Origin of the sequence: Nonomuraea thailandensis, from assembly GCF_024172165.1 — a bacterium.
In the GTDB taxonomy this organism is placed as follows: domain Bacteria; phylum Actinomycetota; class Actinomycetes; order Streptosporangiales; family Streptosporangiaceae; genus Nonomuraea; species Nonomuraea thailandensis.
This window is the reverse complement of sequence record NZ_JAMZEB010000002.1, coordinates 10,995,166-11,022,129: the sequence shown is the minus strand read 5'-3', so window position 1 is coordinate 11,022,129 and position 26,964 is coordinate 10,995,166. Positions and strand designations below refer to the sequence as shown.

General features: G+C 72.4%; 25 protein-coding genes. 12 read left to right on the top strand and 13 right to left on the bottom strand.

What is annotated here, in order from left to right; genetic code table 11:
• Window positions 1–2: 2 nt before the first annotated feature.
• Both HD597_RS55185 and HD597_RS55180 read right to left on the bottom strand, forming a co-directional pair.
• Entirely contained in the window at window positions 3–1,379 is a 1,377-nt protein-coding gene (locus HD597_RS55185; protein WP_253756203.1) for an FAD-dependent monooxygenase, read from the bottom strand.
• 97 nt (window positions 1,380–1,476) lie between these two features.
• Entirely contained in the window at window positions 1,477–1,869 is a 393-nt protein-coding gene (locus HD597_RS55180; RefSeq protein ID WP_253756201.1) for a winged helix-turn-helix transcriptional regulator, read from the bottom strand.
• Between the two features lie 61 nt (window positions 1,870–1,930).
• On the opposite strand from HD597_RS55180, the gene HD597_RS55175 reads away from it, so the two are divergent.
• Complete coding sequence (locus HD597_RS55175) at window positions 1,931–2,335, top strand: YybH family protein (RefSeq protein ID WP_253756199.1); 405 nt, start codon at window positions 1,931–1,933, stop codon at window positions 2,333–2,335.
• A 53-nt stretch (window positions 2,336–2,388) separates the two neighbouring features.
• Complete coding sequence (gene ligA / locus HD597_RS55170) at window positions 2,389–4,455, top strand: NAD-dependent DNA ligase LigA (protein WP_253756197.1); 2,067 nt, start codon at window positions 2,389–2,391, stop codon at window positions 4,453–4,455.
• Window positions 4,456–4,573: 118 nt separating this feature from the next.
• On the opposite strand, the gene HD597_RS55165 is transcribed toward ligA, so the two are convergent.
• A complete protein-coding gene (locus HD597_RS55165) occupies window positions 4,574–5,482 on the bottom strand; it encodes a class I SAM-dependent methyltransferase (RefSeq protein ID WP_253756195.1) in 909 nt (302 codons plus the stop codon).
• A gap of 49 nt (window positions 5,483–5,531) precedes the next feature.
• On the opposite strand from HD597_RS55165, the gene HD597_RS55160 reads away from it, so the two are divergent.
• Window positions 5,532–6,284, top strand: a complete 753-nt coding sequence (locus tag HD597_RS55160; RefSeq protein WP_253756193.1) for a restriction endonuclease — start codon at window positions 5,532–5,534, stop codon at window positions 6,282–6,284.
• A 72-nt stretch (window positions 6,285–6,356) separates the two neighbouring features.
• Entirely contained in the window at window positions 6,357–8,633 is a 2,277-nt protein-coding gene (locus HD597_RS55155; protein ID WP_253756191.1) for a hypothetical protein, read from the top strand.
• Here HD597_RS55155 and HD597_RS55150 read toward each other — a convergent pair.
• Window positions 8,624–9,730: a serine hydrolase domain-containing protein gene (locus HD597_RS55150; RefSeq protein WP_253756190.1), complete on the bottom strand. Its 1,107-nt coding sequence runs from the start codon at window positions 9,728–9,730 to the stop codon at window positions 8,624–8,626. The genes HD597_RS55155 and HD597_RS55150 overlap by 10 nt on opposite strands.
• 77 nt (window positions 9,731–9,807) lie before the next feature.
• Window positions 9,808–10,863, bottom strand: a complete 1,056-nt coding sequence (locus tag HD597_RS55145; protein ID WP_253756188.1) for a tartrate dehydrogenase — start codon at window positions 10,861–10,863, stop codon at window positions 9,808–9,810.
• A gap of 63 nt (window positions 10,864–10,926) precedes the next feature.
• On the opposite strand from HD597_RS55145, the gene HD597_RS55140 reads away from it, so the two are divergent.
• Window positions 10,927–12,525 (top strand): SLC13 family permease, encoded by a 1,599-nt coding sequence (locus HD597_RS55140; protein ID WP_253756186.1) that lies wholly within the window; start codon window positions 10,927–10,929, stop codon window positions 12,523–12,525.
• Here HD597_RS55140 and HD597_RS66320 read toward each other — a convergent pair whose 3' ends face one another.
• Window positions 12,526–13,260, bottom strand: a complete 735-nt coding sequence (locus tag HD597_RS66320; RefSeq protein ID WP_253756184.1) for a Clp protease N-terminal domain-containing protein — start codon at window positions 13,258–13,260, stop codon at window positions 12,526–12,528.
• Between the two features lie 64 nt (window positions 13,261–13,324).
• On the opposite strand from HD597_RS66320, the gene HD597_RS55130 reads away from it, so the two are divergent.
• From HD597_RS55130 to HD597_RS55115, 4 genes are read left to right on the top strand one after another with little or no spacing between them, the layout of a single operon-like run.
• Window positions 13,325–14,830 (top strand): serine hydrolase domain-containing protein, encoded by a 1,506-nt coding sequence (locus tag HD597_RS55130; protein WP_253756182.1) that lies wholly within the window; start codon window positions 13,325–13,327, stop codon window positions 14,828–14,830.
• 2 nt (window positions 14,831–14,832) lie between these two features.
• Complete coding sequence (locus HD597_RS55125) at window positions 14,833–15,918, top strand: AAA family ATPase (protein WP_253756180.1); 1,086 nt, start codon at window positions 14,833–14,835, stop codon at window positions 15,916–15,918.
• On the top strand, window positions 15,915–17,126 hold the full coding sequence (locus HD597_RS55120) for a vWA domain-containing protein (protein WP_253756178.1): 1,212 nt from the start codon (window positions 15,915–15,917) through the stop codon (window positions 17,124–17,126). Before HD597_RS55125 ends, HD597_RS55120 begins: the two co-directional genes overlap by 4 nt.
• Window positions 17,123–17,896: a hypothetical protein gene (locus tag HD597_RS55115; RefSeq protein WP_253756176.1), complete on the top strand. Its 774-nt coding sequence runs from the start codon at window positions 17,123–17,125 to the stop codon at window positions 17,894–17,896. Before HD597_RS55120 ends, HD597_RS55115 begins: the two co-directional genes overlap by 4 nt.
• Window positions 17,897–17,948: 52 nt before the next feature.
• Here the strand turns inward: HD597_RS55115 and HD597_RS55110 are convergent, their stop codons facing one another.
• Complete coding sequence (locus HD597_RS55110; protein ID WP_253756175.1) at window positions 17,949–18,491, bottom strand: hypothetical protein; 543 nt, start codon at window positions 18,489–18,491, stop codon at window positions 17,949–17,951.
• Between the two features lie 17 nt (window positions 18,492–18,508).
• Between HD597_RS55110 and HD597_RS55105 the strand changes: the two genes are divergently transcribed.
• A complete protein-coding gene (locus HD597_RS55105) occupies window positions 18,509–19,624 on the top strand; it encodes a GH12 family glycosyl hydrolase domain-containing protein (protein ID WP_253756173.1) in 1,116 nt (371 codons plus the stop codon).
• A gap of 1 nt (window position 19,625) precedes the next feature.
• Here the strand turns inward: HD597_RS55105 and HD597_RS55100 are convergent, their stop codons facing one another.
• On the bottom strand, window positions 19,626–20,372 hold the full coding sequence (locus HD597_RS55100) for an SDR family oxidoreductase (protein WP_253756171.1): 747 nt from the start codon (window positions 20,370–20,372) through the stop codon (window positions 19,626–19,628).
• 70 nt (window positions 20,373–20,442) lie between these two features.
• Between HD597_RS55100 and HD597_RS55095 the strand changes: the two genes are divergently transcribed.
• Window positions 20,443–21,183 (top strand): TetR/AcrR family transcriptional regulator, encoded by a 741-nt coding sequence (locus HD597_RS55095; RefSeq protein ID WP_253756169.1) that lies wholly within the window; start codon window positions 20,443–20,445, stop codon window positions 21,181–21,183.
• A 142-nt stretch (window positions 21,184–21,325) separates the two neighbouring features.
• Here the strand turns inward: HD597_RS55095 and HD597_RS55090 are convergent, their stop codons facing one another.
• Together HD597_RS55090 and HD597_RS55085 are read right to left on the bottom strand one after the other, a co-directional pair.
• The gene (locus HD597_RS55090) at window positions 21,326–23,149 is read right to left on the bottom strand and encodes an ABC transporter ATP-binding protein (protein ID WP_253756167.1); all 1,824 of its coding nucleotides are present in this window, start codon (window positions 23,147–23,149) and stop codon (window positions 21,326–21,328) included.
• The gene (locus tag HD597_RS55085) at window positions 23,149–24,978 is read right to left on the bottom strand and encodes an ABC transporter ATP-binding protein (RefSeq protein WP_253756165.1); all 1,830 of its coding nucleotides are present in this window, start codon (window positions 24,976–24,978) and stop codon (window positions 23,149–23,151) included. The genes HD597_RS55090 and HD597_RS55085 overlap by 1 nt, the downstream gene beginning before the upstream one ends.
• 91 nt (window positions 24,979–25,069) lie before the next feature.
• Between HD597_RS55085 and HD597_RS55080 the strand changes: the two genes are divergently transcribed.
• Entirely contained in the window at window positions 25,070–25,495 is a 426-nt protein-coding gene (locus tag HD597_RS55080) for a PPOX class F420-dependent oxidoreductase (protein ID WP_253756163.1), read from the top strand.
• Window positions 25,496–25,503: 8 nt separating this feature from the next.
• On the opposite strand, the gene HD597_RS55075 is transcribed toward HD597_RS55080, so the two are convergent.
• From HD597_RS55075 to HD597_RS55065, 3 genes are all read right to left on the bottom strand, one after another.
• Window positions 25,504–26,157 carry a maleylpyruvate isomerase N-terminal domain-containing protein gene (locus tag HD597_RS55075; RefSeq protein ID WP_253756161.1) on the bottom strand — a complete coding sequence of 218 codons (654 nt, stop codon included), beginning with the start codon at window positions 26,155–26,157 and terminating at the stop codon, window positions 25,504–25,506.
• A gap of 82 nt (window positions 26,158–26,239) precedes the next feature.
• Window positions 26,240–26,623 (bottom strand): hypothetical protein, encoded by a 384-nt coding sequence (locus HD597_RS55070; protein ID WP_253756159.1) that lies wholly within the window; start codon window positions 26,621–26,623, stop codon window positions 26,240–26,242.
• A 38-nt stretch (window positions 26,624–26,661) separates the two neighbouring features.
• Window positions 26,662–26,940, bottom strand: a complete 279-nt coding sequence (locus tag HD597_RS55065; RefSeq protein WP_253756157.1) for a CopG family transcriptional regulator — start codon at window positions 26,938–26,940, stop codon at window positions 26,662–26,664.
• Between the last annotated feature and the right edge of the window lie 24 nt (window positions 26,941–26,964).

Genomic DNA, 26,964 nt, shown 5'->3' with positions numbered 1-26,964 from the left:
GATCACACCATCGCCAGGTAGGCCGCCAGCTCCTCGGCCGAGGAGGTGGCGACGCCGACGTAGCCGTCCGGCCGGATGAGGGTGTGCCGCGCCCCTCCGTACGGCCGCGCCGGCACGTACGCGCGCACCTCGGGGCCGCCGGGCACGCGGGGCGCGGGGTCCGGGGACAGCAGCGTGAAGTGCGGCCCCCGCAGCAGGTCGAACAGGCGCGCCCGCCGCCCGCCCACCGGCTCGACCGGGCCGTCGGGCACCCGGTCGCCGCCGTTCGCGGCCAGCGAGCCGCCCCGGTAGCTCAGCGTGAGCTGGTAGGTCTCCGGGTCGCGCCTGATCGACTTCTTGTCGTGCAGGTCCGAGCTGAGGCCGAGCACGCCGGCGGCGATCGGCCTGCGCTCCTCCTCGTAGGTGTCCAGCAGCGACTCCGGCGCGCCCGCCAGCACCCTGCCCAGCTTCCAGCCCAGGTTGTAGGCGTCCTGCACGCCGGTGTTGAGCCCCTGCCCGCCCTCCGGCGGATGCACGTGCGCGGCGTCGCCCGCCAGGAAGACACGACCGGAGCGATAGCGGTCGGCGAGCCGGATGTTGACCCGGTAGAGGGAGGACCACAGCAGCTCGGTGAGCCGCACGTCGCGCCGCATCGACCGCTGCGCGAACATCCGCTGGTACCAGGCGAGCGTCTGCTCCGGCTCGACGCCCGGCCTCAGCGAGGCGAGCAGCTGGAAGGCGCCGGTGCCCGCCATCGGGTACAACGCCACCATGCCGCTGCCGGGGCGTACCCAGACGTGGATGTGCTCCCTGTCGAGGCCCTCGGCCCGCACGTCGGCCAGCGCGCTGCGCTGCTCCTTGCGGGTCTCGCCGGTGAAGCCGATGCCGAGCGCCTTGCGTACGGTGCTCCTGCCGCCGTCCGCGGCCACCAGGTAACGCGCCCGCACGCTCTCCCCCGTGCCGAGCCTGGCGGTCACCCCTCCCGCGTCCTGCTCGAACCCGGTCAGCGCGACGCCCTGCTCCACCTTCCCGCCCAGCTCCCCCAGCCGCTCCCGCAGCACCGCCTCGGTGCGCCACTGCGGGTGCATGACCACCGTCGGGTACGGCACCGCGTCCGTGGCGGTGGCTCGCCTGTGCATGCGTGCCCGCCAGACGGGCACCCTGCCGATCCTCACCCGCAGCGGCGGGTACGGCGTGGCGGCGGCCAGGATCGGCGCGATCACGCCGAGGTCGTCGAAGACCTCCAGCGTGCGGGGCTGGAGCCCCTTGCCCTTGGAGCCTGCGGCGGGCTCGGGCGCCTGGTCGACGACGCGGCAGGCGACGCCGCGCCGGGCCAGGTCCACGGCGAGGGTGAGGCCGGTCGGGCCGGCGCCCGCGATGAGCACGTCCGTGTTGTTCATGGCCCCGACCGTGCCAGGCGGCTCTGCCGGATCGCTGTCAGCCTCTGCCGGGGCGCTGTCAGCACTGCGGGGCGCTGCTGGACGCTGCCGGGCGCCGTCAGCCGCTGCCGGGGGTGGCCCTTCCTTCCGCGCCCCAGTCCCACAGCGCCTGCAGCACCGGCCCGAGGCGGTGGCCCTGCGGGGTGAGCCGGTAGGAGGTGCGCGGCGGCCAGCCGGCCCGGCGGTCGCGGACGAGCACGCCGCTGCGCGCGAGCTGCGCCAGCCGGTCCGACAGGACCTTGTCCGACAGCGCGGGCAGCGCCCGCGCGAGCTCGGTGAACGTGCGCTCCCCCCGCAGCAGCTCGCGCACCACCAGCGTCGTCCACCGGCCGCGCAGCGCGGCGAGGGCGACCTCCACCGGGCAGGACGGCGTGGGCTCGGCGACCGCCGCCCGGGGATCGTCGGGCAGCCCCGGCCGACGGATCGCGTCACCAACCGTTTGGTGAGTCACTGAGCAGTCTCCTAGCGTTGCCGCGTCTCGAATCCTGTGTCCGTTCTACCGGGAGTGATGGATGATGCGTGAGCTTGCCAGGCGGCCCGAGGACGTGCCCGCGGTGTTCGCCGAGCGATTCAACAGCGGTGATCCCGCGGCGGTGGCCGAGGTGTACGAGAGCGGGGCGGTGTTCGTGCCCGAGCCGGGCGGCCCGCTGACCGGCGCCGAGGCGCACGCCGCCAACGCCGCGTTCATGGCGCTGGGGGTGCCGATCGCGGTACGTCCCCGGCACGTCTACACGACCGGCGACCTCGCGCTGCTGATCGTGGACTGGACGATCGAGGGCACGAGCCGCGCGGGCGAGCGGGTGCGCATCGAGGGCACGGCCACCGACGTCGCCCGGCGCGGCGCGGACGGCCACTGGCGGTACACGATCGACAACCCGTTCGGCGTCGCCCTCCTGAGCAGCGGCGGCGCGGCCTGACCCCGGCGGCGGAGTGGGCTGGAATTGTCGGTGCCGGTCGCCATGATGGGTCCATGACCGAGACGCCCCCCATCACCGCGCTGCCCGACGACACGGCCTACGCCGAGGCCGTGCAGCTCGCCGTCGACTCCGCCGCGGCCTACTACGCCGACGGCACCTCGACGCTCGACGACGACGCCTACGACCGGCTGGTCCGCGGCATCCAGGCGTACGAGGAGGAGCACCCCGAGTCGGTGCTGCCGTCGTCGCCGACCGGGAAGGTGGCCGGCGGGGCGGTGGTGGGCGACGTGCCGCACACGGTGCCCATGCTGAGTCTGGACAACGTGTTCGGCGCCGAGCAGCTCGCCGACTGGGCGGCGGGGCTGGAGCGCAGGCTCGGGCGGCCGGTCACGGTGTGGAGCGTGGAGCCCAAGCTCGACGGCCTGGCGATCTCGGCCCGCTACCGGCACGGCCGCCTGGCCCAGCTCGTCACGCGCGGCGACGGCAGCGCGGGCGAGGACGTCTCGCACGCCATCGGCACCGTCGTCGGCCTGCCCGACCGGCTCGCCGACGCCGTGACGGTGGAGCTGCGCGGCGAGGTCATGATGACGACCTCCCAGTTCGAGGAGGCGTGCGCCAAGCGCACGGCGCACGACGGCACCACGTTCGCCAATCCGCGCAGCGCCGCCGCGGGCACGCTGCGCGCCCAGGACCGGCCGTACGTGTGCGAGCTGACGTTCTTCGGCTACGGCGCCCTCCCGGCGCCCGGCGACGAGTCCGAGCTGGCCGTGGGCCTGCGCGAGTGGCCGCACAGCCAGATCATGGAGTGGGTGGCGGCGCAGGGCGTGCAGACCACGGCCGCCACGCCGGTGGCCGGGATCGTGGCCGAGACGATCGACCAGGTGCAGGGCCGGGTCGGGGAGATCGCGGCGGCGCGGGCCCAGCTGCCGTTCGGCATCGACGGCATCGTGATCAAGTGTGATCTGGCCGCCGACCAGGCGCAGGCGGGGTTCAGCTCGCGGGCGCCGCGCTGGGCGGTGGCCTACAAGCTGCCCGCCACGGAGAAGATCACCAAGCTGCTGGCCGTGGAGTGGAACACCGGCCGCACCGGCGTCATCGCGCCCCGCGCCGTGCTGGAGCCCGTCGAGCTCGACGGCAGCATCGTCACCTACGCCACCCTGCACAACGTCGCCGACATCACCCGGCGCGGCCTGATGCTGGGCGACAGCGTGACCGTCTACAAGGCGGGCGACGTCATCCCCCGGGTCGAGGCGCCGGTCGTGCACCTGCGCACCGGCGAGGAGCAGCCCATCCCCATCCCCGAGGTCTGCCCGATGTGCGGCGACGAGATCGACCGGTCGCAGGAGCGCTGGCGGTGCGTGCGGGGGCGCGACTGCCAGGCGATCGCCTCCGTCATCTACGCGGTCGAGCGCGACACGCTCGACATCGAGGGCCTGGCGGCCAACCGCATCAAGCAGATGTTCGAGACCGGCCTGATCGCCGACTTCGCCGACCTGTTCTTCCTGACCCGCGAGCAGTTGCTGGCCCTGGAGCGGATGGGCGAGACCAGCACCGACAACCTCCTCGCCGCCATCGAGCAGGCCAAGACGCGCCCGCTCAGCAGGGTGTTCGCGGCGCTCGGCGTGCGCGGCACGGGCCGCTCGATGAGCCGCCGCATCGCCCGCCACTTCGCCACGATGGACAACATCCGCGCGGCCGACGCCGAGGCGATCCAGCGGGTCGACGGCATGGGGCCGGAGAAGGCGCCGGTCGTGGTGGTCGAGCTGGCCGGGCTCGCCCCGCTGATCGACAAGCTGGTGCGCGCCGGGGTCAACATGACGGAGCCCGGCGCCACCCCGCCGAGCGACGAGCCGAAGGCCCCGTCCGCGGACCTGCCGCTCGCCTCGATGTCGGTGGTCGTGACCGGCACGATGACGGGGCCGCTGGCGGCGCTGACGCGTAACGAGGTGAACGAGCTGATCGAGCGGGCCGGCGGCAAGTCCTCCTCCAGCGTCTCCGCCAAGACGTCGCTGCTGGTGGCCGGCGAGAAGGCGGGCTCGAAGCGGGCCAAGGCCGAGACCCTGGGGGTCCGGATCGTGAGCCCGGAGGAGTTCGCCGATCAGGTCAGCGCGTTCATCTGAGCCGGCCGCTCGGGTAGGGGTGGCGGGTGAGCCTGCCACTGGGATCGGCGGGTGAGCCTGTCACTTGGCGGTTGTGGTGCGTGCGCCTGTTACTTGTCGGGTGTGGCGCGTGAGCCTGTCACTTGGCGGGTGTGGCGCGGCGGCGCAGCCAGCCGGCGGCGCGGTGCGCCACGGGGCCCAGCACGCTGACCTCCTTGGTGGCCTTCTTGAGCGCCTGGACGGCGTGCTGCGACTCCGTCGTGACCTTCTTCAGCTCGGCCGTCGTGCGCCGCAGCTCGGCGGTGAGCCGGTCGAGCTCGCTCTGGGGCTGTGCCGGCTTCGGCTTCTTGCGCTGGTTGACGCGGACGAGGTGACGCTCGCCCAGCACGTCCGTGGTGTGCCACAGGTCGGGGCGCGTGGCGAGCCATTCGAGCAGCCGCTCCCGCACGGGCGCCGGATCGCCCCACATGCCGTACAACTTCTGGCTGCTGACGCAGATCGGCTCCAGCCCGAGACCGGCGACGGCCTCCCAGACGGCCAGCGCGACGCCCGGGGTGTGCTCGCTGCGGTAGTCGTCGAACGCGACGACCCCGCCCTCCTTGAGCACGGTCCGCGCCGCCACCACGTCGTCTTTGACGTGCGTGTACAGGTGGGAGGCGTCCACGTGCACGAACCGGCAGGTGCCCGCCTCGACGTGGTCGAGGATGACCGACGTCGGCCCGTGTACGACCTCGGGCAGGGTGTCGTGCACGCCCAGGTAGTTCTGCTCGAACCGGCGGCGGGTGAGCGAGGAGTACGACCGGGTGGTCTCGGCGTCGTTGTCGGCGTCGGGGGCGTCGGACTCGAACAGGTCGCAGACGGTGAACGTCTCTCCCCTGCGTACGTGGTCGCCGATCAGGACGGCGCTCTTGCCCAGGTACGTTCCCAGTTCGAGGACGTCGCCGGAGGCGCCCTCGTCCGACAGGAACCACTCGAACAGGCGCTGGTCGGCCGGCCAGAACCAGCCGGGGATGCGCTCCAGAGCGGCGGTGAGATCCGGTGCTGACATGCCCGGACGCTAACAGCCCCGTTTTCCGGAGAAGAAGAGGGTTTGCCGCATGGCCATCCGGAGGTCACCGAAAGTTCGGCCGGCCGGCTCCGATCTCCCGCGAGGCCCGATTCTGTCGGTGCCGCCGTTCATAATCACCATCAGCACCACCCTTGAGGAGGAAATGATGGCCAGGCGATCCGGGCGCCGCAGGAAACGCACCAAGTCGAGCGGAAAGGCGCAGTTGTTTCTGATCGTCCTGGTGAGCGCCGCCATCGCGGTCGCCCTCGCGGCCAGATTCGCAGTGGAGAATCCGGGGGTGGCCTTGAGCGTTCTCGTGCTTCTGGCAGCGCTCTTCGGGGGTGCTCTTTTCCTGCGATATCGGACCATCCAAGCCCGCCGGCGGCAATTCCTCGCCGCCAACACGGAATTGGCGAAGGTCGATCTCATGTCCGGGTCGCAATTCGAGCACCTCATCGCCGAACGCATGATCGCCGAAGGGTTCCGCCGGGTGCGCGAGCGGGGCGGCAAAGGCGACGGCGGCGTCGACATCACCGCCGTCGCGCCCGGGGGCGTGCCGTACGCGGTGCAGTGCAAGCGCTACAGCCGCACCGTCGGCGCCCCCGAGGTGCGTAACTTCCTGGGGGCGCTGGCCAACACCTTCGACGGGCACACCGGCGTCCTCGTCACCTCCGGCCACCTCACCCGCCAGGCCCGCGAGGAGGCGCTGAACGCCCGCCGGCCGCTCCTGCTCGTCGAGCGCGACCACCTCGCCGACTGGCTGACGGGTGTGGTCGCCCTGGCGCCGCAGCGGGTGCCGTGACCTGATCGACTTCAGAGCGGCCGCATCGTTAGGGTTGGGCGCTCTGTTCCTTCGCCCCCCGAGGAACCACCCGTGCTCCGCCACCGTTCCGGCCTGGTCGTCGTCGCCGCCCTGGCGATCCTGGTCGCCGCGTCCGGCGTCGTCGCCCTGACGACCGGCGATGCCCGGCTCTCCATGGCGTTCGTCTACGCGCGGTTCCCCGGTGAGCCGGACGACGTGGCCCCGGACCTCCTCGCCATGGTGGTCCTGGTCGGGCTGGTACGCGTCTGGGGTCTGTGGCAGATCCTGCCGAAGCGGCACGACGCCGGGCGGCGGCCGGGCCGGGACGAGCGGTTGTTGCGGATCGCGCTGTACGCCTGGCTGGCGTTCGAGTTCGTCGACCGCTTGTCCCTTGAGTCCGACGCGGCCCAGGATCTCGCGCAGGTCGCCGCGACGGTGCTGTTCTTCCGGGTGATGCGCCCGGTGTCCCTGCCGTTACGGGTGGTGGCGCTCGTCGCCGGGCTGCTGATGCCGGTGCGCAGGCTCGCCGTCGCGGCGCTCGAGGTGGCCGGGGCCGATGGCCGGGCTCTTGACGACGTCCTGCCCGCGAGCGGGGTGCCGTGGCTGCTCTGGCTGGTGCTGACGCTGGTGGCGCAGGCGAAGGACGGCCGCTGGCGGCGGGGCACGTTGTGGGCGGGAGCGGTGTTCGCCGCGGGGCCGGTGCTCGGGCCGGAGTTCTCCCCCTTCAGCCGGTCCTACGTGTGGTTCGAGGGGCTCGGCCTGGTCCTGGACGTGATCATGATGGTGTGGCTCGGCCGGTCCGCGCGCGAGGTCGCCGGCGAGCCCGGGGCACCTTCCGTCAGCCCGCCCAGGTGTGCGCTGCGGTGGTGGCCGGCGCAGGGGGCGGCGGTGGTGGTGCCGCTGGTGCCGGCCGTGGTCAACGGCGTGAACGGGGTGTTCGCCTGGATCGGGCCGCGCGGGGCGATCGTGTCCTGGTTCTCCGGGAACGGCTGGTTCCTGCGGCAGCTCTGGCTCCCGCTCGACCTCCTCATCGGCATCGGCGGCGCGTCGGGGCTGGTGCTGGCGGCCGTGCTGCTGCGCACCCGGCGGCTCGTGCTCGGCACGAGCGCGGCGCTGCTGCTCGCGGCGGCGGCCGGCGTGGTGAGCGGGATGACGACCTGGAACGAGGGAACGCGGGCGGCCCAGGCCTTCGAAGCCGCCCTCTGGGACGCGATCTTTCCTGGCACCGGCCACAGGGACGCGGTCGCCGGTGACGTCTCCCTCTACGGCAGTGGCCCGAGCCTCGTCGGCTCCCGCCACGGCCGCGGCCCGACAACGTTCGACGAGCTGCTCGCGAGCGAGCCCGGCATCTCCCCGCTCTGGTACAGCGCCGCCTTCACGGCCTCCGCCCTGCTCCTCACGCTCGCGTACGCCACCCGGCCGGCCAGGCGCGGCCCGTACCGGGTGGCCGCCGCGAGCCTGGCCACCGGCGCGCTGCTCGCCCTGGTGCCGGCGTCGGACCAGGAGCCGGACCGGACCAGCACCTACGGCGAGTGCGAGTCCGAGCTGAGCCGCGGGTCCTCCACCGGGATGACCGGCGAGCGCGCGTTCGTGTGCGGGGTGCGGTACAGCACCGCCCCGCTGTTCGGCGCGGACATGCCGGACCGGCGGGTGATCGCGTACGGGCGCCGCATGTGCGGCGTCTACACGAGCGGCGACCCGCGTGACAGGGCCCGGTTCCGGCAGGCGTACGGGATCGACCCGCTCGAACACGCCGGGCTCCTGGCGAGCATCTGCCCGAAGGCCGAAGCGGACGTGGAGCAGGCGGCGGCCGAGGAGGAGGCCGAGATGCTGGCGTGGGAGGCGGAGGAACAGGCGATGTGCGACCGGGCGCCGCGCCACCGGCCGCTGGTCGAGCCCGTGCGGGCCACCCGGAGGAAGGAGCCGGTCTGGCCGGAGATCGGGCTGGAGGCGTACGAGGACGCGGACGTGCCGGAGTCCGGCCTGTACGGGCGGGACGTCGATCTGGTGGCCACCGCACCCGGTCACCTGCTCATCGAGGTCGACACCACCTACGGCGTCTGCGTCACCACCGAGACCTACGACCGCCGTCCCCCGGTCGAGACGAAGGGCTGGCAGCACGTCGTCGAGGTCGGGTACGAGAGCCCGACGGGCGTCATCGAGCTCACCGACAACCTGGCCGGCGTCGAGCTGCCCGACCTCTCCCTGCGGGGCAGGAAGGGGCACTACCGCATCCGCGTCCACTACGACCCGCCCGACTGGGAGCGGAAGGTGGGCCAGCGGCTGCTCGTCATGGCCTGGCCGGGGCGCGGCGACGACCGCGTGGTGCACCGGGCGCCTCAGCGCTGAGCGCAGATGGCGGTGTCCAGAGCGGCCTCGACCTTCTGCTGGGCGGGAGCGGAGGCGGGCAGGTGGGTGACGGCGACGGCGGCGGCGCGGCCGTCCTCGGTGGCGGCGTTGGAGGTGTAGTAGCCGGGGATGGCGCCGCCGTGTCCCCACGCCGTGACGCCGCACGACAGCTTCACGCTGCTCAGGCCCAGGCCGTACCGGCCGTCGCGGCCGACCTGCGGCGCGGGGACGGTGGTGCGCATCTCCTTGAGCTGGGCGGGCTTGAGCAGCCTGCCGTCGAGGAGCGCGGTGAAGAAGCGGTTCAGGTCGCCGGGAGTGGAGATCATCTGTCCGGCGGTCCAGGCCTGGGACGGGTCGAACTCGGTGACGTCGGTCATCGGCTGCGCGGGGTCGTCCCGGTGGTACCCGGTGGGGTGCGGCCGGCGGATCCGCCGGTCGCCGTCGGCCGGGAAGTAGGTGCGGGTCAGGCCGAGCTTGTCGACGGTGCGCCTGGTGATCTCCTCGCCTGCCCGGTGACCGGTGACCTTCTCGATGAGCAGGCCCGCGACGATGTAGTTGGTGTTGCTGTAGGCCCACTTGGCGCCGGGCGCGAACTGCGGCTTCTTGCGCAGCGCCAGGCCGAGGAGCTGCCGCGGCTCGTAGTGCCTGTGCAGGATGGGCAGGGCGCCCTTGGCGAAGAGGGTGTCGGTGTACTCGGGCAGGCCGCTGGTGTGCTGCAGGACCTGGCGCACGGTGGCGCGGCTGCCGCGCAGCAGGCCCGGCAGGTACGTCTCGACTCGGGCGTCCAGCTTGACCTTGCCCTCGCCGACGAGCTGCAGCACGGTCACGGCGGTGAAGGTCTTGGTGTTGCTGCCGATGCGCACGTACCCGTTGGCCGGCGGCCGCTCCTTCAGCCCCGCGGTGTAGTGGCGCGTCCTGCCGTCGCGTGACTGCACGGCGGCGAGGGCGGCGGGGAAGCCTTCCTCGGTGACGAGCTCGTCCAGGGTCGCGTCGAGTGCGGGGCCGGCGGCGGCGGTGGCCTGCGTGGCGGCGCCGCACAGGACGGCGAGGGCGAGGGCGGGGGCGCCGGTCCACCGGCGGAGACTCGTGGCGATCATGCGGTCAAAACTACGGACGGTCAGGGTGCGGTGGCGATCCCGTATACGGGACGATCGTGGTAGGGCTGCCTCTACCGTCAGGCCGCGCCGTCGAGGGATCGCAGCACCGCGCGGGTGAACTCCTCGGTGCCGGCCGTCCCGCCCAGGTCCCGTGTGCGCACGTCCCCCTTGGCCAGGACGTCCGCGATGGCGGCCACGATCTCGTCGGCCGCTCCGGCGTGCCCCAGGTGCTCCACCATCAGGGCGGCCGACCAGATGGCCCCGATCGGATCGGCCACGCCCTGGCCCGCGATGTCCGGCGCCGACCCGTGCACGGGCTCGAACATGGACGGGAACTCCCGCTCGGGGTTGAGGTTGGCCGACGGCGCGATGCCGATGCTGCCCGCGACCGCCGCCGCCAGGTCGCTGAGGATGTCGCCGAACAGGTTCGAGCCCACGAGCACGTCGAACCGCGACGGCTCCAGCACCAGCTTCGCGCAGAGCGCGTCGATGTGCTCCTGGTCCCAGCGCACGCCGGGATGCCCGGCCGCGCGCTCCCTGACCAGCTCGTCCCAGAACGGCAGCGTGTGCACGATCCCGTTGGACTTGGTGGCGGAGGTCAGGTATCCCCGGCGGCGGCCGGCCAGCTCGAAGGCGTAGTCGAGCACGCGGGTCACCCCCGCCCGGGTGAACACCGCCTCCTGCACCGCCATCTCCTCCGGGAAGCCGCGGTTCATCCGGCCGCCGATCTCGCTGTACTCCCCTTCGGTGTTCTCCCGCACCACCACGAGGTCGATGTCACCGCGCACGGGGCTCTCGACGCCCTCGAAACGCCGGACCGGGCGCAGGTTCACGTACTGGCGGAAAGCCCGCCGGATCGGGATGAGCAGGCCCCACAGCGAGACGTGGTCGGGCACCCCGGGCGCGCCGACCGCGCCGAGGAAGACGGCGTCGTGGCCGCGCAGCCGGTCGAGGCCGTCGGGCGGCATCATGGCGCCCTCCCGCAGGTAGCGCTCGCACGACCAGTCGTACTCGGTGAGCCGGAACGCGAAGCCGTGCCGCCGGCCCGCCGCCTGCGCCACCTCCAGGGCCGCGGGGGTCACTTCGAGCCCGATGCCGTCTCCGGGGATCACCGCGATGTCATGCGTCGTCATGCTCCCGATTCAACCGGCGCTCCGGGGAAACGTCCAAGACGGCGGCAACGTGAGGAGCAGACGATGAACCCCGGCCCTCCGAGAACGGACGTCGACCAGGCCCTGCTGGGCCACGCCACCTACCGGAGCCTCGGCGAGCAGCGGCTGACGCCGGCCGAGGAACGCTTCGAGAAGGCCAGGCGCACCACCGGCCTGTGGCTCGCGCCGCTCGTCACGGTGGCCTTCCTGCTGCTGCCGCTGCGGATGGACGCCGAGCAGCACACGCTGGCGGCCGTACTGCTCGGGGTCATCGTGTTGTGGGTGACCGAGCCGGTGCCCATCCCCGTCGGCGGGCTCATCGGCGTCGGCGTGATCGTGCTGCTCGGCGTGGCCTCCGCCGCCGACGCGCTCACCCCGCTCGGCTCCCCCACGCTGTTCACCTTCATCGGCGCGTTCATCCTGGCGCAGGCGATGCTCAAGCACGGCGTGGCGCGCCGCTTCGCCTTCCGCATGTTGTCGCTGCCGGGGGTGGGCCGCTCGACGTTCCGGCTGGTCGTGGCGTTCGGCCTGATCACGTGCCTGCTGTCGGCGTTCGTCTCGAACACCGCCACCGTCGCCATGCTGCTGCCCACCGCGCTCGGCATGCTCGCCGTCATCGCCAAGCTGCTGCAGGACCGCGGGCTGGTCGCGCCCGACTTCAACCCGCTGCGCCTGCGGGTCGGCGCGGCGCTGGTCCTGATGCTCGCGTACGGGGCCAGCGTCGGCGGCCTGATCACGCCCGTCGGCAGCCCGCCGAACCTGATCGGCCGCGGCCTCATCGAGGAGGCCACCGGCAGGCGCATCTCGTTCACCGAGTGGATGCTCACGGCGCTGCCGATCTGCGCGCTCATGTTCGCCGCGCTCGCGGTCGTGCTGCTCCTGCTCAACCGGCCGGAGATCCGCAGGATCGAGGGCGTGGAGGAGTACGTGCACCGCGAGCGCGCCACCCTCGGCCCGCTGTCGCGCGCGGAGAAGAACACCCTCGTCGCCTTCGGCGCCACCGTGTTCCTGTGGATCTTCCCCGGCCTGGTCGCGGTGTTCACCGGGACCGACTCCGCCCTCTACACCACGATCAGCGGCCGGCTGAACGAGGGCGTCGTGGCCGTGCTCGGGGCGGCGCTGCTGTTCCTGCTGCCGACCGACTGGGGCAGGCGCGAGTTCACGCTCACCTGGAGCGACGCCTCCAAGATCGACTGGGGCACGATCGTGCTGTTCGGCACCGGCATCATCTTCGGCTCGCTGCTGGAGGGCACGGGGCTGGCCGAGACCATCGGCTCGTCGGCGGGCTCGGCGCTGGGGCTGGGCAGCGTGTTCGCCATCACCGCGTTCGCCGTGGTGCTGGCCGTGCTGGTCTCGGAGACGACCAGCAACACGGCGTCGGCGGCCGTGGTGGTGCCGATCGTCATCCCGATCGCGGTGGCGGCCGGGGTGAACCCGTTCGTGCCCGCGCTGGCGGCGACGTTCGCGGCGTCGTTCGGGTTCATGCTGCCGGTGTCCACGCCGCAGAACGCGATCGCGTACGGGTCGGGGGTGGTGCCGATCACGACCATGATCCGGTCGGGGGCGAGCTTCGACGTGCTCGGCGCGCTCCTGATCATCGTGCTCCTGCCGCTGCTCGTCGGGCTGACCGGCATCGGCGCCTGATCAGGCCTCCCTGGAGCGCAGGAACGCCTCCAGCGCGGCCCGGACGGCCGCCCGCGTCGGCTCCAGGGCGATCCCGTGCTCCCACAGGAGCTTCCCGGCCGGGCCTGACTTGTCGTGCAGGAGGCCGAGCAGCATGTGCTCGGTGCCGATGTAGTTGTGCCGCAGCTCCGCCGACTCGGTCAGCGCGGCCGTGAGTGCCCGCCGGGCGTCGGCGCCCACCGACAGCGCCGCCGGTGAGCCGGGGCCGGTCGGCAGCCGCCGTTCCAGGGCCTCGCGCAGGGCGGCCGGGTCGGCGTCCTGGGCGGCGACGGCGCGGACGGCCAGCGTGTTCGGGTCGTCGAGGATGCCGAGCAGCACGTGACCGGCCTCGATGGAGGGCCGGCCGAGGCGGCGGGCGTGCTCCTCGCCCCGTTCGAGCGTCTCCTTGGCCCGGCCCGTGTACCGCTCGAACGCTCCCGACCTGGCCAGGTCGGCGATGGTGAGGCTGGACCAGCGCCGGCCGTAACGCTGCTGGGCCGCCTGGCGGCTGATGCCGAGATGGTCGCCGACGTCCGCCCACGAGGAGCCCTCGGCCCGGGCCAGCTCGACCAGGTAGCCGAGCAGGCGATCGCCGACCTTCTGCAGGTCGGACAGCACGCCTTCGGCCACGGTCAGGCGGGTCAGGGCGTCGGTGTCGTCCGCGCTGCGCTCTTCGACGATCGACAGCAGGTCGGCGAGGTCGGGTAGCTCTGGCACCGTACCATTATGACTGTCAACGCCCGCCTTGACACTTCATGGATGTCAATGCGAGCGTTGACACATGGACATCAGCACGCTGGCAGAGGCGCTCGACACGTTCGTGCCCGAGATCATGGAGCACTGCGGGACGCCCGGGTTGTCGATCGCGGTCGGGGCCGGCACGGAGGTGGCGCTGGCCCGCGCGTACGGGGTCGCGGACCTGGCCACCGGCCGGCCGATGACGGTGGGCACGGTCGGCCCCACGGGCTCGGACTGCAAGCCGTACACCGGGGTCGCCGCGCTGCAACTCGTGGAGCGCGGGGTGATCGGGCTGGACGACTCGATCGAGCCGTACGTGCCCGTCGTCAACCCGCACGGGCAGCGGCCGATCACGCTGCGGGACCTGCTCACCCACCGCAGCGGGCTCGGCACCGGCATGGGCAACTTCGACCGGGTGCCGCCCCCGCCGCTGGGGGAGCATCTGCGGCGGGTGCTGGAGGCGGGGCGGTCCGACGCGTACGGGGGCACGATGGTCCCGTTCTGGGCGGGGCCCGTGGGAGCCGCGTACCAGTACAGCAACGTGGGGATGGCCGTCGTCGGGCACCTCGTCGAGCTGCTCAACCCCGACGGGGTGACGTTCTCCGAGTGGATGGCACGGCACGTGTTCGCGCCGCTGGGGATGGGCTCGACCGTGTTCCCGCGGGCCCAGCATCCCGACTTCGTGCCGGCCGAGCTGCTGGCCCGCCGCTCCACCGGGTACGCGACGCTGCCCGGGATGTGGCTGCCGCTGCCCGCCCTGTACCCGGGCGACTATCCGGCGGGATCGGCGCTGAGCACGCCCGCCGACCATGCCCGGTTCGTGCTGGCGATGCTCAATGGTGGTTCCCCGATCCTTTCCCAGGACCTGGCGACGCAGATGATCACGGCTCAGGCGTCCGGTGGCACCCTCGCGGGGCCGCACCCCGGGCTGTCCGTCGGGCTGGTGTTCAACGTCTTCGGCGGCGAGCACCCGTACATCGGGCACGGCGGCGAGTACCCCTGGGGGTGGACGCACTTCACCCGCGGCTGGACCGAGGACCGGGTGGCGCTGGTGATCTCCGCCAACCAGCTCGACCTGGGCGACTTCGGCCTCTCCGACCGGCCCGGCCACGCGGCCGCCCGGCTGGTCGCCGAGATCGTCACCGCCTGGGTGCACGGCGGCGATCCCCGCCCCCGCCGCACCCTCGCGGCCGGGCGGAGCCTCCTGGCGGGCCTGCTGGTCGGCGACCGGCTCACGACCCGGCTCGGCATCGCCTCGCAGCCTTCCGCCGAGGACGTCGCGCGGGTCGCCGAGGGGGCCGTGGTGTCGCTGCCGTGGGATGCGGAGGCGTTCCGGCAGGGGGTGGGGCAGGTGCGGCTGTCGGCCACGCCGCTGGTGGACAACGCCATGACCGTACGGCGGGAGCTGCCGGGGCACGAATTGGCGCTGCCGGCGCGGCAACTCGGGGTCCCCGGCCTCGTCACGCAGCTCCAGAGCGGTGCCGGGTCGCAGGTGGCCGAGAGCGCGGGCGCGGCGGGCGGGGCCGGGTCGCAGGTGGCGGGGAAGTGAGCGTGGACGACAGCCGGACCGTGCTGGAGGCCCTGTCGATCGCGGTGTCGGCGGGCGTGCCGACGCTGTTGTGGGGCAGCCCGGGCACCGGCAAGACCTCGGCCGTCGTGGCCCTCGCCGAGTCCCTGAACTGGCCCATCGAGGTGGTCATCGGCTCGATCAGGGAGCCGAGCGACTTCGCGGGCCTGCCGGTGGTCTGCGACGGCGCGGTGCGGCTGACCCCGCCGGCCTGGGCCCACCGCCTGGCCACGGCCGGGCACGGCCTGCTCCTCCTCGACGAGCTCACCACGGCTCCCCCGGCGGTGCAGGCCGCGATGTTGCGGGTGGTGCTGGAGCGGGTGGTCGGCGACGTGCGGCTGCCGGACAAGGTGCAGGTGGTCGCCGCCGCCAACCCGCCCGAGGAGGCCGCCGACGGCTGGGACCTGGCGCCGCCGCTGGCCAACCGGCTCGTGCACCTCAACTGGCCGGTGGACGGCAGGCAGATCGCCCGGGGCCTGGCCGTGGGCTTTCCCACGCCGCCGCTGGCCGGGTTCGCCCGGCCGCCGTCCCCCGAGCAGACGATGCAGGCGCGCGCGACCGTGGCGGCGTTCCTGGAGGTCAGACCCGCACTGGCGCTGCAGGTCCCGCCGGTCGGCGGCCAGGGGTGGCCCAGCCCTCGGTCGTGGGAGGCGACGGCGAAGCTGATGGCCGCGTGCAAGGCCGCCGGCGCCCCGGCCGAGGTGCTGGCCGCGCTCGTGGCGGGAGCCGTCGGCGAGGGGGCGGCCCTGGAGTTCCTGTCCTGGCTGGAGCACCTGGACCTGCCCGGACCCGATGGCGGTGCTGGCGGACCCGGACGCGTTCGAGCTGCCCCGGCGCGGCGATCGGGCCTTCGCCGTGCTCACCTCGGTGGTGGCCGTCGCGGTGACCGCCGGCGACGTGGAGCGCTGGGACGCCGCCTGGAGGGTGATCGCCAGGGCCGCCCGTACCGCGCCGGACGTGGCCACCCTCGCGGCCCGCACCCTGGCGGCCCGCCGCCCGCCGGGCGCCACGATCCCGGCAGCGCTGCTGGAGCTGGCCCCGATCCTGCGCTCGGCCGGGCTGCTCGGTGACTAGCCCCGAGCTGTGGGAGAAGTGGTCGGCGGCCCGCGTCCGCGCCGCCCACCAGGCCCCCTACCTCGCGACCGCCCTGCTCGCCCTCGACCGCGTCCTGGTCACCGGAGCCTCCGGCGAGCTGCGGCGCTTCCCCGCGGACCCGGGCTGGCACGTGTACGCCGGGGTCGAGGAGCTGGCCCGGCAGAGCGTGCAGGAGGTGGCCTTCTGGCTCGTCCACCAGGTCACGCATCTCCTGCGGGGACACGCCCGCCGCTGTCCGGGCGGCGTCGTGGAGCCGCTGCCCGAGGAGCGGCAGACCTGGAACCTGGCCACCGACGCCGAGATCAACGACGACCTCACCTCGGACCTCACACCGGAGGCGACCACCCCCGCACACCTCGGCCTCCCCGACGGCTGGACCGCCGAGCAGTACTGGCACGCCCTGCGCGATTCCTCCCGCCGGCACGGGCACGACCTGCCACCGACCACCACCCCAGGGGACTGCGGCAGCGGGTGCGACGGCCTGCCCCGCCCCTGGGAGCGCGACGACCTGCCCCCCGCCCTCTCCTCCACCACCGCCCGCCTGACCGCGCTCGACACCGCCCGCAGGATCCGCGAACGCCTGAACGCCCAGGACGACGTCCCGGCGGGCTGGCGCCGCTGGGCCGACCAGGTGCTCGAACCCACCGTGAGCTGGTGCCGCCACCTGTCCGCCATGGTGCGCCACGGCCTCACCCAGGCGGCCGGCCGCGTCGACCACACCTACCTCAGGCCGTCACGCAGGGCCGCCGCGCTGCCCGGCATCGTCCTGCCGAGCCTGCGCCGCCCGCTGCCCTCGGTGACCGTGCTGATCGACACCTCGGGCTCGATCACCGAGACCATGCTGGCCCAGGCCCTGGCCGAGGTCACCGGCGTCCTGCGCGCCATGGGCGTCGGACGCCGCCTGCTCACGGTCATCACCTGCGACGCCCGCGCGTACCGCCCGCAGACCCTCACCCGGGTCTCGGACCTGCGCCTGGACGGCGGCGGAGGCACCGACCTGCGGGCCGGCTTCGCCGCCGCCCTGTCCACCCGCCCGCGCCCGGACCTGATCATCGCGATCACCGACGGCCGCACCCCATGGCCGCACCGCCCACCCGGGACCCGGGTCGTCGTCGCCCTGCTCGACCCGGCCGGCCGGTCGCCCGAGTGGGCGCGGACCGTACACGTAGAAGGAGCACCATGACGTCCAGCACGCCGGAATTCGACCCCGCCCCTTACGAGGCGGCCGGCATCCCGCCCGCGGAGGGACACCGCTGGTGGGCCTGGCGGCTGACCGCCGTCCAGGCCACCGCCTGGCGGCGGGCCGGAGTCACCGACCCGGCCGAGGCCGTCCAGTGGACCACCGCCCACGTCACCCCCGGCATGGTCGCGACCTGCCGCGCCGCGGGTCTCACCGCCGCCGAGGCGCTCCTGTGGCACGAGTACGAGTTCGACCTCGACGACGCCATCGCCCTCAAGCACCAGGGCCACGCCCCGGACCAGGCCTACGACCTCGAACGAGGCCGCAAACCCCGCAGCCCGCACGACCCCACAGCCCCCGGGGACGCCTTCACCAGCCTCATGTCGTTCGCGGGCGGCGGCGACCCGCGCGACCGCGCCCAGCGGTTCATCGCCCGCCTCGCCAACACCGACGCCCTCGTCATCTACAGCTACTGCGGCGAGGACTGGGTGGACGACCAGGCCGTCGCCTGGGCCCGGCACAACGTGCCCGCCCCCACCGCCCGCATGTGGCAGGAGCTCGGCCTCAGACCCGCCGAGGCGAGCCGCTACATCCAGCGCGGCCTCACCCCGATGGCGGTCGCCCGGGCCTGGTGGCAGGCCGGCATCCCGTTCGAGGAGACGGCCTCCTGGGCGGGCGCCGGCCTGACCCCGGAGGAGGCCGCCGCCCAGCGCGCCAGAGGCGTCACCGCCGAACAGGCCGAAACCCTCCGCGCCCTCCGCGACGACCTGTGACGTCCGCCGCGGAGGGGTCGCACCGTCGCCCTGGCCACGCCACCGCCGCGCCTCAGGAAGGCTGCCGCCAGTTCGCCGCGCACGAGCTGCCGTGCTTGACCACCTGGGGCAGCGACTCCTCCGCCGGCCAGATCTGCAGCAGGTAGTGATCGACGGGACCGTTCGACAGATCGACGCCGTCGACGGCGTCGTCCATGCCCCGTGCGTGGTACCTCAGCCGGTACCACCCGGGCCCGGCCGGGAGGGCGGGCAGCTCGTGGCCCTCGCCACCCCACTCGTGCAACATGAACTCGCCGGACTCGGACTCGATGCTGATCTCCACGACGTCCTCGAAGCCCTCGGTGTCCGCCCCGGGGTCGTGGTCGGCCACCGCGACGTTGAAGTCCACCGTCCCGGTGTGCAGGCCGGTGATGAGGAACGCGTTCCCGTCCGCGACCCGGATGATGCCCACCGGGTGGGTCGGGTGGTCGTCGAGGAGGTCCTCGGGGCCCTCGGCGTCGTCGGTGCAGTCGATCAGGTACGCCTGCGCGTAACTGACGCGGAGGTCGAAGTGCATGACATGCACGGTGCCCGGTAAGGCGGTCGATTCGTTCATGGACACGAAGCGTAGGGATGATCACCGACATTTCAGAGGTCAGGCGGCCAGGGCTGAAAGTCTCACCCCGCGCCACCACCGCCCGCGCGGCCGCGGGCTGCCAGGTCACCTACACCGTCCCCAGCCAGTGGGCGGGCGGCTTCTCCGCGAACGTCGTCATCAGGAACCTCGGCGACCCGCTCACCGGCTGGACCCTCGGCTGGTCGTTCACCGCCGCCCAGCGGATCACGTCCGGCTGGCGGGCCACGTTCACCCAGAACGGCGGCCAGGTGACGGCCGCCGACGCCGGCTGGAACGCCTCGCTCGGCACCAACGCCACCACCGACCTCGGCTTCAACGCCACCTGGAACAACTCCGCCAACCCGGCCCCCGCCACGTTCACCCTGAACGGCGTGACCTGCACCGGCGGCACCACCCCCGGCGAGCCCACCCCCACGGCCACCCCGCCCCAGGGGCAGCTCTGCAACGCCTTCGACTCCGTGACGATGGGCAAGTACTGGATCAACAACAACCTGTGGGGCCAGGACTCCGGCACCGGCACGCAGTGCGTCTGGGCGGGCTCCACCAGCGGCAGCACCATCTCGTGGGGCACGAGCTGGAACTGGTCGGGGCAGAGCAACCAGGTCAAGTCGTTCGCCGGCTCGGTCCTCGGCTGGCACCGGGGCTGGAAGCTGTCCGGCACGGGCCTGCCGACCCAGGTCTCGGCCAACCGCAACGTGAACACGACGTGGAACTACAACGTCTCCACCACCGGCACCATGAACGTGGCCTACGACCTCTGGCTGCACACGATCTCCAACCCCACCTGGGAGAACAACCCCACCGACGAGGTGATGATCTGGACGTACCGGACCGGCGGCGCGGGCCCGGTGGGCACCAGGCAGGCCACCGTCACGCTGGGCGGCACGACCTGGGACCTCTACCGGGGCAACATCGGCTGGGAGGTCTACTCGTTCGTCCGGACCGGCAACACGAGCAGCCTCGACCTGAACCTGCGTGACTTCCTCAACCACCTGGTGAGCAGGGGCTGGCTGGCGAGCTCGAAGTACCTGACGAGCGTCCAGGCCGGCACCGAGGTGTTCATCGGCCAGGGGCGCCTGGACACCACGGCGTACTCGGTGACGGTCAACTGACTCACATGGTCGTCCCGCCTGAGACGTCGAGCCGGTGCCCGGTGATGTAGCGGCTGTCGTCGGAGGCCAGGAAGGCGACGGTGTCCGCCACGTCTTCGGGCGCGCCCAGCCGGCCGAGGGGCGTCTGCGACGACAGCCAGGCCAGGGCCTCGCCCACCAGGCGCCCCTCGTGCATGTCGGTGTCGATGACGCCGGGGGCCACGAGGTTGACCGTGATGCCGCGGGGCCCGAGCTGCTTGGCCAGCGCGATGGTCAGGACGTCGAGTGCTGCCTTGGACATGGCGTAGTCGATCGCCCTGGGCATGGCTGCTCCCCTGGTCAGCATGGTGCCCACGGTGACGATCCGCCCGCCGTCGCGCAGCCGCGGGAGGGCGAGCCTGGTGATGAAGAACGGCGCGGTGGTGTTGACGGCGAACAGGCGCTCGAAGCCCTCCCGGGTGACGCCGTCGATCTCCGTCTGGCCACCGAGGACGCCCGCGTTGTTGACCAGGATGTCCAGCCCGTCGGCGTGCGCGTCGAAGCCTGACCACAGCGCTTCGGCGTCACCCGGCGCGCCCAGCTCGGCCTGGACGGCGAAGGCCCGCCCGCCGGCGGCCTCGATGGCGGCGACGGTGTCCTCGGCGGCCGTGTGGTTGCCGCCGTAGTGCACGGCGACGCGGGCGCCCTCGCGGGCCAGCCGGACGGCGATCGAACGGCCGATGCCCCTGCTCGCACCCGTCACCAGCGCCGTCTTTCCGGCCAATCTCATCATCATCACCCTCATTTCGCGTACCACGTACGAGAAATGGACCCTAACCATTCAGGTACCATGTACGCAAATGAGTGTGGACGAGGAGCCGACCAGCATCTGGATGCTGCCGGAGCGGCAGGAGCGCTCGGGGCCGGGACGCCGCCCCGGCTACAGCCGCGAGCAGATCACCAGGACGGCGGTCAGGATCGCCGACGCCGAGGGCGTGGAGGCCGCGACCATGAGGCGGATCGCGGGCGAGCTGGGCACCGGCGCCATGTCGCTCTACCGCTACGTGCCGCGGCGCGACGACCTGTTCGACCTCATGATCGACCTGGCGATGAGCGAGATCGAGCTGCCCGACGGCCCCTCCGGTGACTGGCGCTCCGACCTGGCACTGCTGTCCGGGCGGGTCCGCGCCACCGGGCTACGCCACCCCTGGCTGATCGCGCTGCTCACCGGCAGGCCCACCCTCGGCCCGCACCTGCTGCGCGTGCACGAGTTCGCGCTCGGGGCTCTCGACGGCACGGGGCTCGGCATCGACGACATCACCGCCCTGGCCGGCATGCTCAGCGACTACACGCACAGCGCGGTCCGCCGGGAGCTCGGCTGGCTGGAGGAGGCCCGCCGCACCGGCCTGGACCCCGAGCGCTGGAAGCGCGACTACATGGGCCCGTACGTGCGCCAGGTCGTCGAGTCCGGCGACTTCCCGCTGTTCAGCCGGTCGGTTCTCGACTCCCGCATCGCCCACCTCACCCCCGAGGAACGTTTCCGGCACGGCCTCGACCGCATCCTCGACGCCATCGCCGCGCTCATCCCGTCACCCCCCTGACCACCGCAGGCCCCCTCGCCGACACCGCTGCACCGGCCACCGCGGGACCCTCGCCGACACCGCTGCGCCCGCCACCGCAGGACCCTCGCCAAGACCGTTGTTGCGCAGGCCGTCGCCGGTCACCCGGCCACGGCCCGCCCGCTCAGGCCGAGCCGACGGGAACGAAGCCGGAGCCCGCCCGGTAGTTGGGCGACTGGTGCCGGAAGTAGGTGTTGTAGACCTGGCAGTAGCGCCCGCCCCTGGCCAGCAGCGTGGCGTGGTCGCCCTCCTCCACGATCTGCCCGTGGTCGAGCACGATGATGCGGTCGACGTGCTCGATCGTGGACAGCCGGTGCGCGATGACGATCGACGTCCGCCCGGCCAGCACCACGTCCAGCCCCTCCTGGATCTGCGCCTCGGTCAGCGGGTCGACGCTGGCCGTGGCCTCGTCGAGCACCACGATCGCCGGGTCCTGGACGAGCAGCCGCGCCAGCGCGACGAGCTGCCGCTGCCCCATCGACAGGGCCCGGCCGTGCTCGCCGACGTCGGTCTCCAGGCCGTTCGGCAGCGCCTCGATCCAGTCGCCGCCGCCCACCGCCGACGCGGCGGCCAGCACCTCCTCGTCGGTCGCGTCGGGCCGCGGGTAGCGGATGTTCTCCGCGACCGTGCCGCTGAACAGGAACGGCGCCTGCGGCACCGCCCCGATCTGCCTGCGGTAGCTGCCCAGCTCCAGGGTGCGGATGTCGCGCCCGTCGATCAGCAGGCGGCCGTCCTGGAACTCGTAGAAGCGGGTGATCAGCTTGCTCAGCGTGGACTTGCCCGCGCCGGTGTGCCCCACCAGCGCCACGGTCTCCCCCGCCTCGATGGTCAGGTCGAAGTCACGCAGCACGGGGTGCGCCGGGTCGTAGCCGAACGTCACGCCCTCGAACTCGATGCGCCCGGCCAGCCGCTCCGCCGGCACCGCGTCCGTCTGCACCACCCGCGGCGGCGCGTCGATCAGCGCGAAGACCCGCTCGGACGCCGACAGCCCCTGCTGGAACTGCGACCAGAACGCGGCGATGGACGTCAGCGGGAACCAGAAGAGCGACACGCCCTGCAGGAACAGGTACCAGTCGCCGGCGGTCAGCCCGCCCGCGACGACCGACGCGCCGCCGAGCTGCACCAGCGCCACCGTGGCGAGCCCGGCCACGAGGAAGAGCACCGGGAAGATGGCGGAGAAGACGAAGCCCTGCCGCAGCGTCACCTCGTAACTCTGCCGGTTGATCGGCCGGAACTCGTCGTGGACCTGCTGCTCCTGCCGGAAGTTCTTGGCCACGGCGATGCCGCCCATGGTCTCCTGGAGGTTGGCGTTCACCCGGCTCAGCGACCGCTGGGCGCGCCGCGTGCTGACCCTGGCCAGCCGCCGGAACAGCAGCGCCAGCCCCACCACGATCGGCACCACCAGCAGCGTCAGCAGGGCGAGCTCCACGCTGCGCACGAACAGCAGCACCGTCACGAAGCCCACCATCAGCACCTGGCTGATCAGGTCCATCGTGAGCGTGGAGACGGTGGCGAAGTCGTCGGTGTCGGACGTCACCCGGCTGACGATCTTTCCGGAGGGCGTCTCGTCGTAGAAGGACAGGTCGCGCTTGAGCACCGCGTCGAACGCGTCCTCGCGCAGGCGCAGCACGACGTCACCGGTGACCTTCGCGCTGTTCTTCTGCCGGACGAAGTTGAAGCACCACGACAACACGCCGGTGGCCAGGATGCCGGCGGCCAGCAGCCACCCCACCTGGCCGATCGTGCCGTCGGCGATGGCGTCGACGGCCATGCTGCCCAGCGTGGGGATGGCCGCCTGACTCGCGGACCCCAGCACGATCATGAAGGCCACCAGGACCATGGCGCCCAGCTTGGGCCGGAAGTACGACAGGATCCGGCGCAGCAGGTCGCGGTCGTTGTAGGTGCGGTCGTAGTCCTCGGCCTCGAGGCCGTCCATGATGAAGCCCATCAGCGCACCCCTCCCTGCTCGCCGGCCAGCACCGGCCCCTCGTCGCGGAGGTCGGCCTCGTCGTAGTGGGCGAAGACCCGCCGGTAGAGGCGGCTGCGCCCGATCAGCTCGTCGTGGGTGCCGAAGTCGACCACCTGGCCGCGCCGCAGCAGCAGCACCTTGTCGGCCCAGCGGATCTGCGAGAGCCGGTGGGTGATGAGCAAGGTGGTGCGCCCTTCGAGGATGCGGCCGATGGCCTGCTGGATCCTGTCCTCCGTCGCGGAGTCGATGGCGCTGGTGGAGTCGTCCAGCACGAGGATCGCCGGGTCGGTCAGCAGCGCCCGCGCGATGGCCAGCCGCTGCCGCTGCCCGCCCGACAGTGTGACGCCCCGCTCGCCGATCACCGTGTCGTAGCCGTCGTCCAGCTCGTCGATGAACTCCGCGGCCTGCGCGTCGCGCGCCGCCTCGATCACCGCCTCGCGGTCGGCCCGCTGCCCCTTGCTGAAGGCGATGTTCTCGGCCACGGAGCGGGAGAACAGCACGATGTCCTGCTCGATCGTGGAGATCTGCGAGCGCAGCGAGTCGAGGTCCCACTCGCGCACGTCCACGCCGTCGACCAGGATGCGCCCGGAGGTGACGTCGTAGATGCGCGGCACCAGCTTGGTCAGCGTGCTCTTGCCCGACCCGGTCTCGCCGACGATCGCCACGGTCTCGCCCGGCTGCACCGTGAACGTCACCCCGCGCAGCGCCGGCTCGCCGTCGGCCTCGTAGCCGAACGTGACGTCCTCGAAGACGATCTCCCCGCTGATCGGCGCGACGTGCCCGTCGGGCCGCTGCTCGATCTCGCTGTCGGAGGTGATGATGCCGAGGATGCGGCGCGAGGAGACGATGCCGATCTGGATCAGCGAGAACGTGAAGATCGACATCTGCGTCGGGAACCCGAGCATGCCCATCAGCCCCATGAACGCGACCAGCTCGCCGACCGTGATCGCCCCGAGGCTCTGCAGGTAGAGGCCGTGCCACAGCGCCGCCGCCATGGCGAAGGCGAACAGCAGCGTCGGCAGGTAACGCGCCTGCACCAGCCCGTTGCGGACGAACGAGTCGCGATACCGGCGCGCGTTGGCCCGGAACCGCAGCCGCTCCTGCGCCTCCTGCGCGGTCACCTTGATCACCTCGATGCCCCGCACGGCCTGGTTGAGCCCCGCGTTGAGCTCGCCGAACTCCTCCCGCATGCGGGTCGCGACCGGGTTGAGCTGCCGCATGTAGTGCCAGAGCGCCACGATGAACACCACCGCGAACACGCCCGGCGCCAGCAGCAGGCGCGGATCGATGGCGGCGATGAAGAACAGCGGCACCAGCCCGGTCAGCCCCGAGTCCACGATGAGGTCGGCCCCCGGCGTGATCATGATCGAGAGCTGGCGGATGTCGTTGGCCGCCCGGGCCATCAGGTCGCCGACCCGCTGCCGGTTGTGGAAGGTCTGGCTCTTGCCGAGCAGGCTCACGTACAGCTCGTCGCGCGCGTCGCGCTCCAGCCGCTTGGCCAGCACCTCGCTCGACAACCGCGCCCACAGGTCGAACAGCCCGCGCGCCACCACGATCGCCAGCAACGCCCACGCGATCAGCCCGAGCGCGTCCATCGGCTCGCCCCGCACGCCGAGCACGGCGTCGAACGCGTCGCCGGTGAGCAGCGGCACCATGGCGTTGAGCACCACCATGACCAGCGACCCGCCGAGGAAGCCGAGCAGGTGCAGCGGGTGGCGGCGCAGATGCGACCACAACCAGCGCACCGGGCCGCGGCGGTTGTAGCGCGGCCCAGCGACGGAGAACTCCGAGCCACTGGTGATCGACATGCTCAAGCCCCTCGGCATAGGTGGACCTGCTTTGTATCACCGGGCACCGACAGTTCTCGAACCCTTTTACGTCGTGGCGTAGCGTAGCCTCATGGAACGCATGAGTGACGACGAGTGGCGGGCGTTCGCCTCGGCGGGCACCCGCACGGGCAAGCTCGGGGTGACGCTGTCCGACGGCGCGCCGCACATCACGCCGATCTGGTTTCTGCTGGACGACGACGAGGTGGTGTTCAACACCTCCGAGACCGGCCTCAAGGCCAAGGCGCTGCGCCGCGACCCGAGGGCCGTGCTGTGCGTGGACGACCAGGCGCCGCCGTACTCGTACGTGCTGATCAAGGGCCGCGCCACCATCACGCTCGACCTGGAGGAGATGCTGGTGTGGGCCGTCGAGATCGGCCGGCGTTACATGGGCGACGGGCGCGCCCAGGAGTTCGGCGCCCGCAACGCCGTCCCAGGCGAGTGCCTCGTACGCTTGCGCATCGACAAGGTGGTCGCCCACCGCGCCGTCGCGGGCTGACCAGAAGATCAGCCCAGGACGAAGGGCAGCTTGCCGGTCAGCTCACCGAGCTGCGCCCGCTCCGCGTCCGTCGCCGGCCGCCGTCCCGTGCCGACCAGCAGCGCGTCCGCGTCGGAGAACGACGCCGGGAACGCGGCCCCGGCGAGCTCCTCCAGCATCGCGCGGGCGCGGGACAGCCCCTCGGCGGGCGGACCGGCGACGTGCGGCAGGTGGGCGATCAGGTCGAGGTGGTGCAGCGTCCACTCCATGACGTACGCGGACAGGTAGTCGCCCACCGTGAGGACCTGGTCCTTGGTCCCGACCCGGGCGGCCGGATCGGCGAGCGCGGCGGCGCGCCCGGCCGCCGAGCCCACGTCGTCGAGGTGGAACTTGAGCAGCCGCGGCTCCTGGTAGGCGGCGGCGAGGCGGACGGTCAGCGCGTCGAGCGGGTCGTCGCCGGTCGGCGGCTCGACGAGGTCCCAGTACGTGACCGCGTTCCTGGTCGGCGCCCCGTCCCGGGGAGTGGCCAGGGTGATCAGGACGTCCTGGGCGTCGATGACCAGGTGGCAGGCGAGGTCCCGGACGAGCCAGCCGGCGCAGCCGGAGGGCCGCTCGAAGTCCTCGTCGGCGAGCCCGGCGACCGCCGTGCGCAACGCCGCCCACGACCGTGAGAAGAGATCCACCGCAGCACGCTAACAGCGCCTGCCACGTCACGTGACCCGGCGCGGGGCGAGCGCGGCTTGCGCGACCTGGTCGTTCCAGACATCACACCTTCCTGACGACGACCGATTCCGGAACCAGCTTTTCCAGGTCGTCCACGTCGGAGGTCAAAACGGTCACCTGCCCCTTCTGCTGCCGGGCGATTACGGCGAGCACCGCGTCGATCGCGTACTTGTGGCCATGCAGTCCGGCATCCGAGAGAAGCCGCCGGGCCTCACGAGCCTCGTCCTTGCCGATGCCGACGACGTCGAGCCGGGAGAGCACCCAGTCCCAGCGCTGCTCGGTGATCCGTCCGTCATGCGCCTCGACCACCGTCATCGGAGACGTCACCACGTCCGCCTCTCCCCGCGCCGCGAGGTCGAGCATGGCGATCAGCTTCCTGTCACCCTTCACGGCCAAGGACAGGGCCTGGCAGTCGAGCACGAACACGCGCAGGAGTGACCGCCCGTGCTCACCACCGCGCTTCCTCACGCGGATTCTCCCCCGCTGCGCACATCGCCGGTGCGGCGGCGCTCGTGCTCAGCGTCGAGATCTTCAAGCTCCGCCATCGCCGCGGCGCGCTCGTCTTCGGTGACCGGGCCGTATTCCTCTTCCAACCAGCCCACCAGCTCCCGCAGCCGATCTCGGTCACGTTTGGCACGCAGCGCCTCCGCGACGTAGGCCGAAAGCCCTCGTTCGGCCGCGTCTGCGCGGATCTCCTCAAGAAGATCTTCGGGAACCGTCACCGTTATCTTCTTGGTTGCCATACAAGACACCATACTCTCCGTGGT

Coding starts and splice junctions, on each gene's coding strand:
- HD597_RS55185 (WP_253756203.1), bottom strand. CDS start 1,379: ATGAACAACACGGACGTGCTCATCGCGGGCGCCGGCCCGACCGGCCTC.
- HD597_RS55175 (WP_253756199.1), top strand. CDS start 1,931: ATGATGCGTGAGCTTGCCAGGCGGCCCGAGGACGTGCCCGCGGTGTTC.
- ligA (WP_253756197.1), top strand. CDS start 2,389: ATGACCGAGACGCCCCCCATCACCGCGCTGCCCGACGACACGGCCTAC.
- HD597_RS55165 (WP_253756195.1), bottom strand. CDS start 5,482: ATGTCAGCACCGGATCTCACCGCCGCTCTGGAGCGCATCCCCGGCTGG.
- HD597_RS55160 (WP_253756193.1), top strand. CDS start 5,532: ATGGCCATCCGGAGGTCACCGAAAGTTCGGCCGGCCGGCTCCGATCTC.
- HD597_RS55150 (WP_253756190.1), bottom strand. CDS start 9,730: ATGATCGCCACGAGTCTCCGCCGGTGGACCGGCGCCCCCGCCCTCGCC.
- HD597_RS55145 (WP_253756188.1), bottom strand. CDS start 10,863: ATGACGACGCATGACATCGCGGTGATCCCCGGAGACGGCATCGGGCTC.
- HD597_RS55140 (WP_253756186.1), top strand. CDS start 10,927: ATGAACCCCGGCCCTCCGAGAACGGACGTCGACCAGGCCCTGCTGGGC.
- HD597_RS55130 (WP_253756182.1), top strand. CDS start 13,325: ATGGACATCAGCACGCTGGCAGAGGCGCTCGACACGTTCGTGCCCGAG.
- HD597_RS55115 (WP_253756176.1), top strand. CDS start 17,123: ATGACGTCCAGCACGCCGGAATTCGACCCCGCCCCTTACGAGGCGGCC.
- HD597_RS55110 (WP_253756175.1), bottom strand. CDS start 18,491: ATGAACGAATCGACCGCCTTACCGGGCACCGTGCATGTCATGCACTTC.
- HD597_RS55105 (WP_253756173.1), top strand. CDS start 18,509: ATGATCACCGACATTTCAGAGGTCAGGCGGCCAGGGCTGAAAGTCTCA.
- HD597_RS55100 (WP_253756171.1), bottom strand. CDS start 20,372: ATGAGATTGGCCGGAAAGACGGCGCTGGTGACGGGTGCGAGCAGGGGC.
- HD597_RS55095 (WP_253756169.1), top strand. CDS start 20,443: ATGAGTGTGGACGAGGAGCCGACCAGCATCTGGATGCTGCCGGAGCGG.
- HD597_RS55090 (WP_253756167.1), bottom strand. CDS start 23,149: ATGGGCTTCATCATGGACGGCCTCGAGGCCGAGGACTACGACCGCACC.
- HD597_RS55085 (WP_253756165.1), bottom strand. CDS start 24,978: ATGTCGATCACCAGTGGCTCGGAGTTCTCCGTCGCTGGGCCGCGCTAC.
- HD597_RS55080 (WP_253756163.1), top strand. CDS start 25,070: ATGGAACGCATGAGTGACGACGAGTGGCGGGCGTTCGCCTCGGCGGGC.
- HD597_RS55065 (WP_253756157.1), bottom strand. CDS start 26,940: ATGGCAACCAAGAAGATAACGGTGACGGTTCCCGAAGATCTTCTTGAG.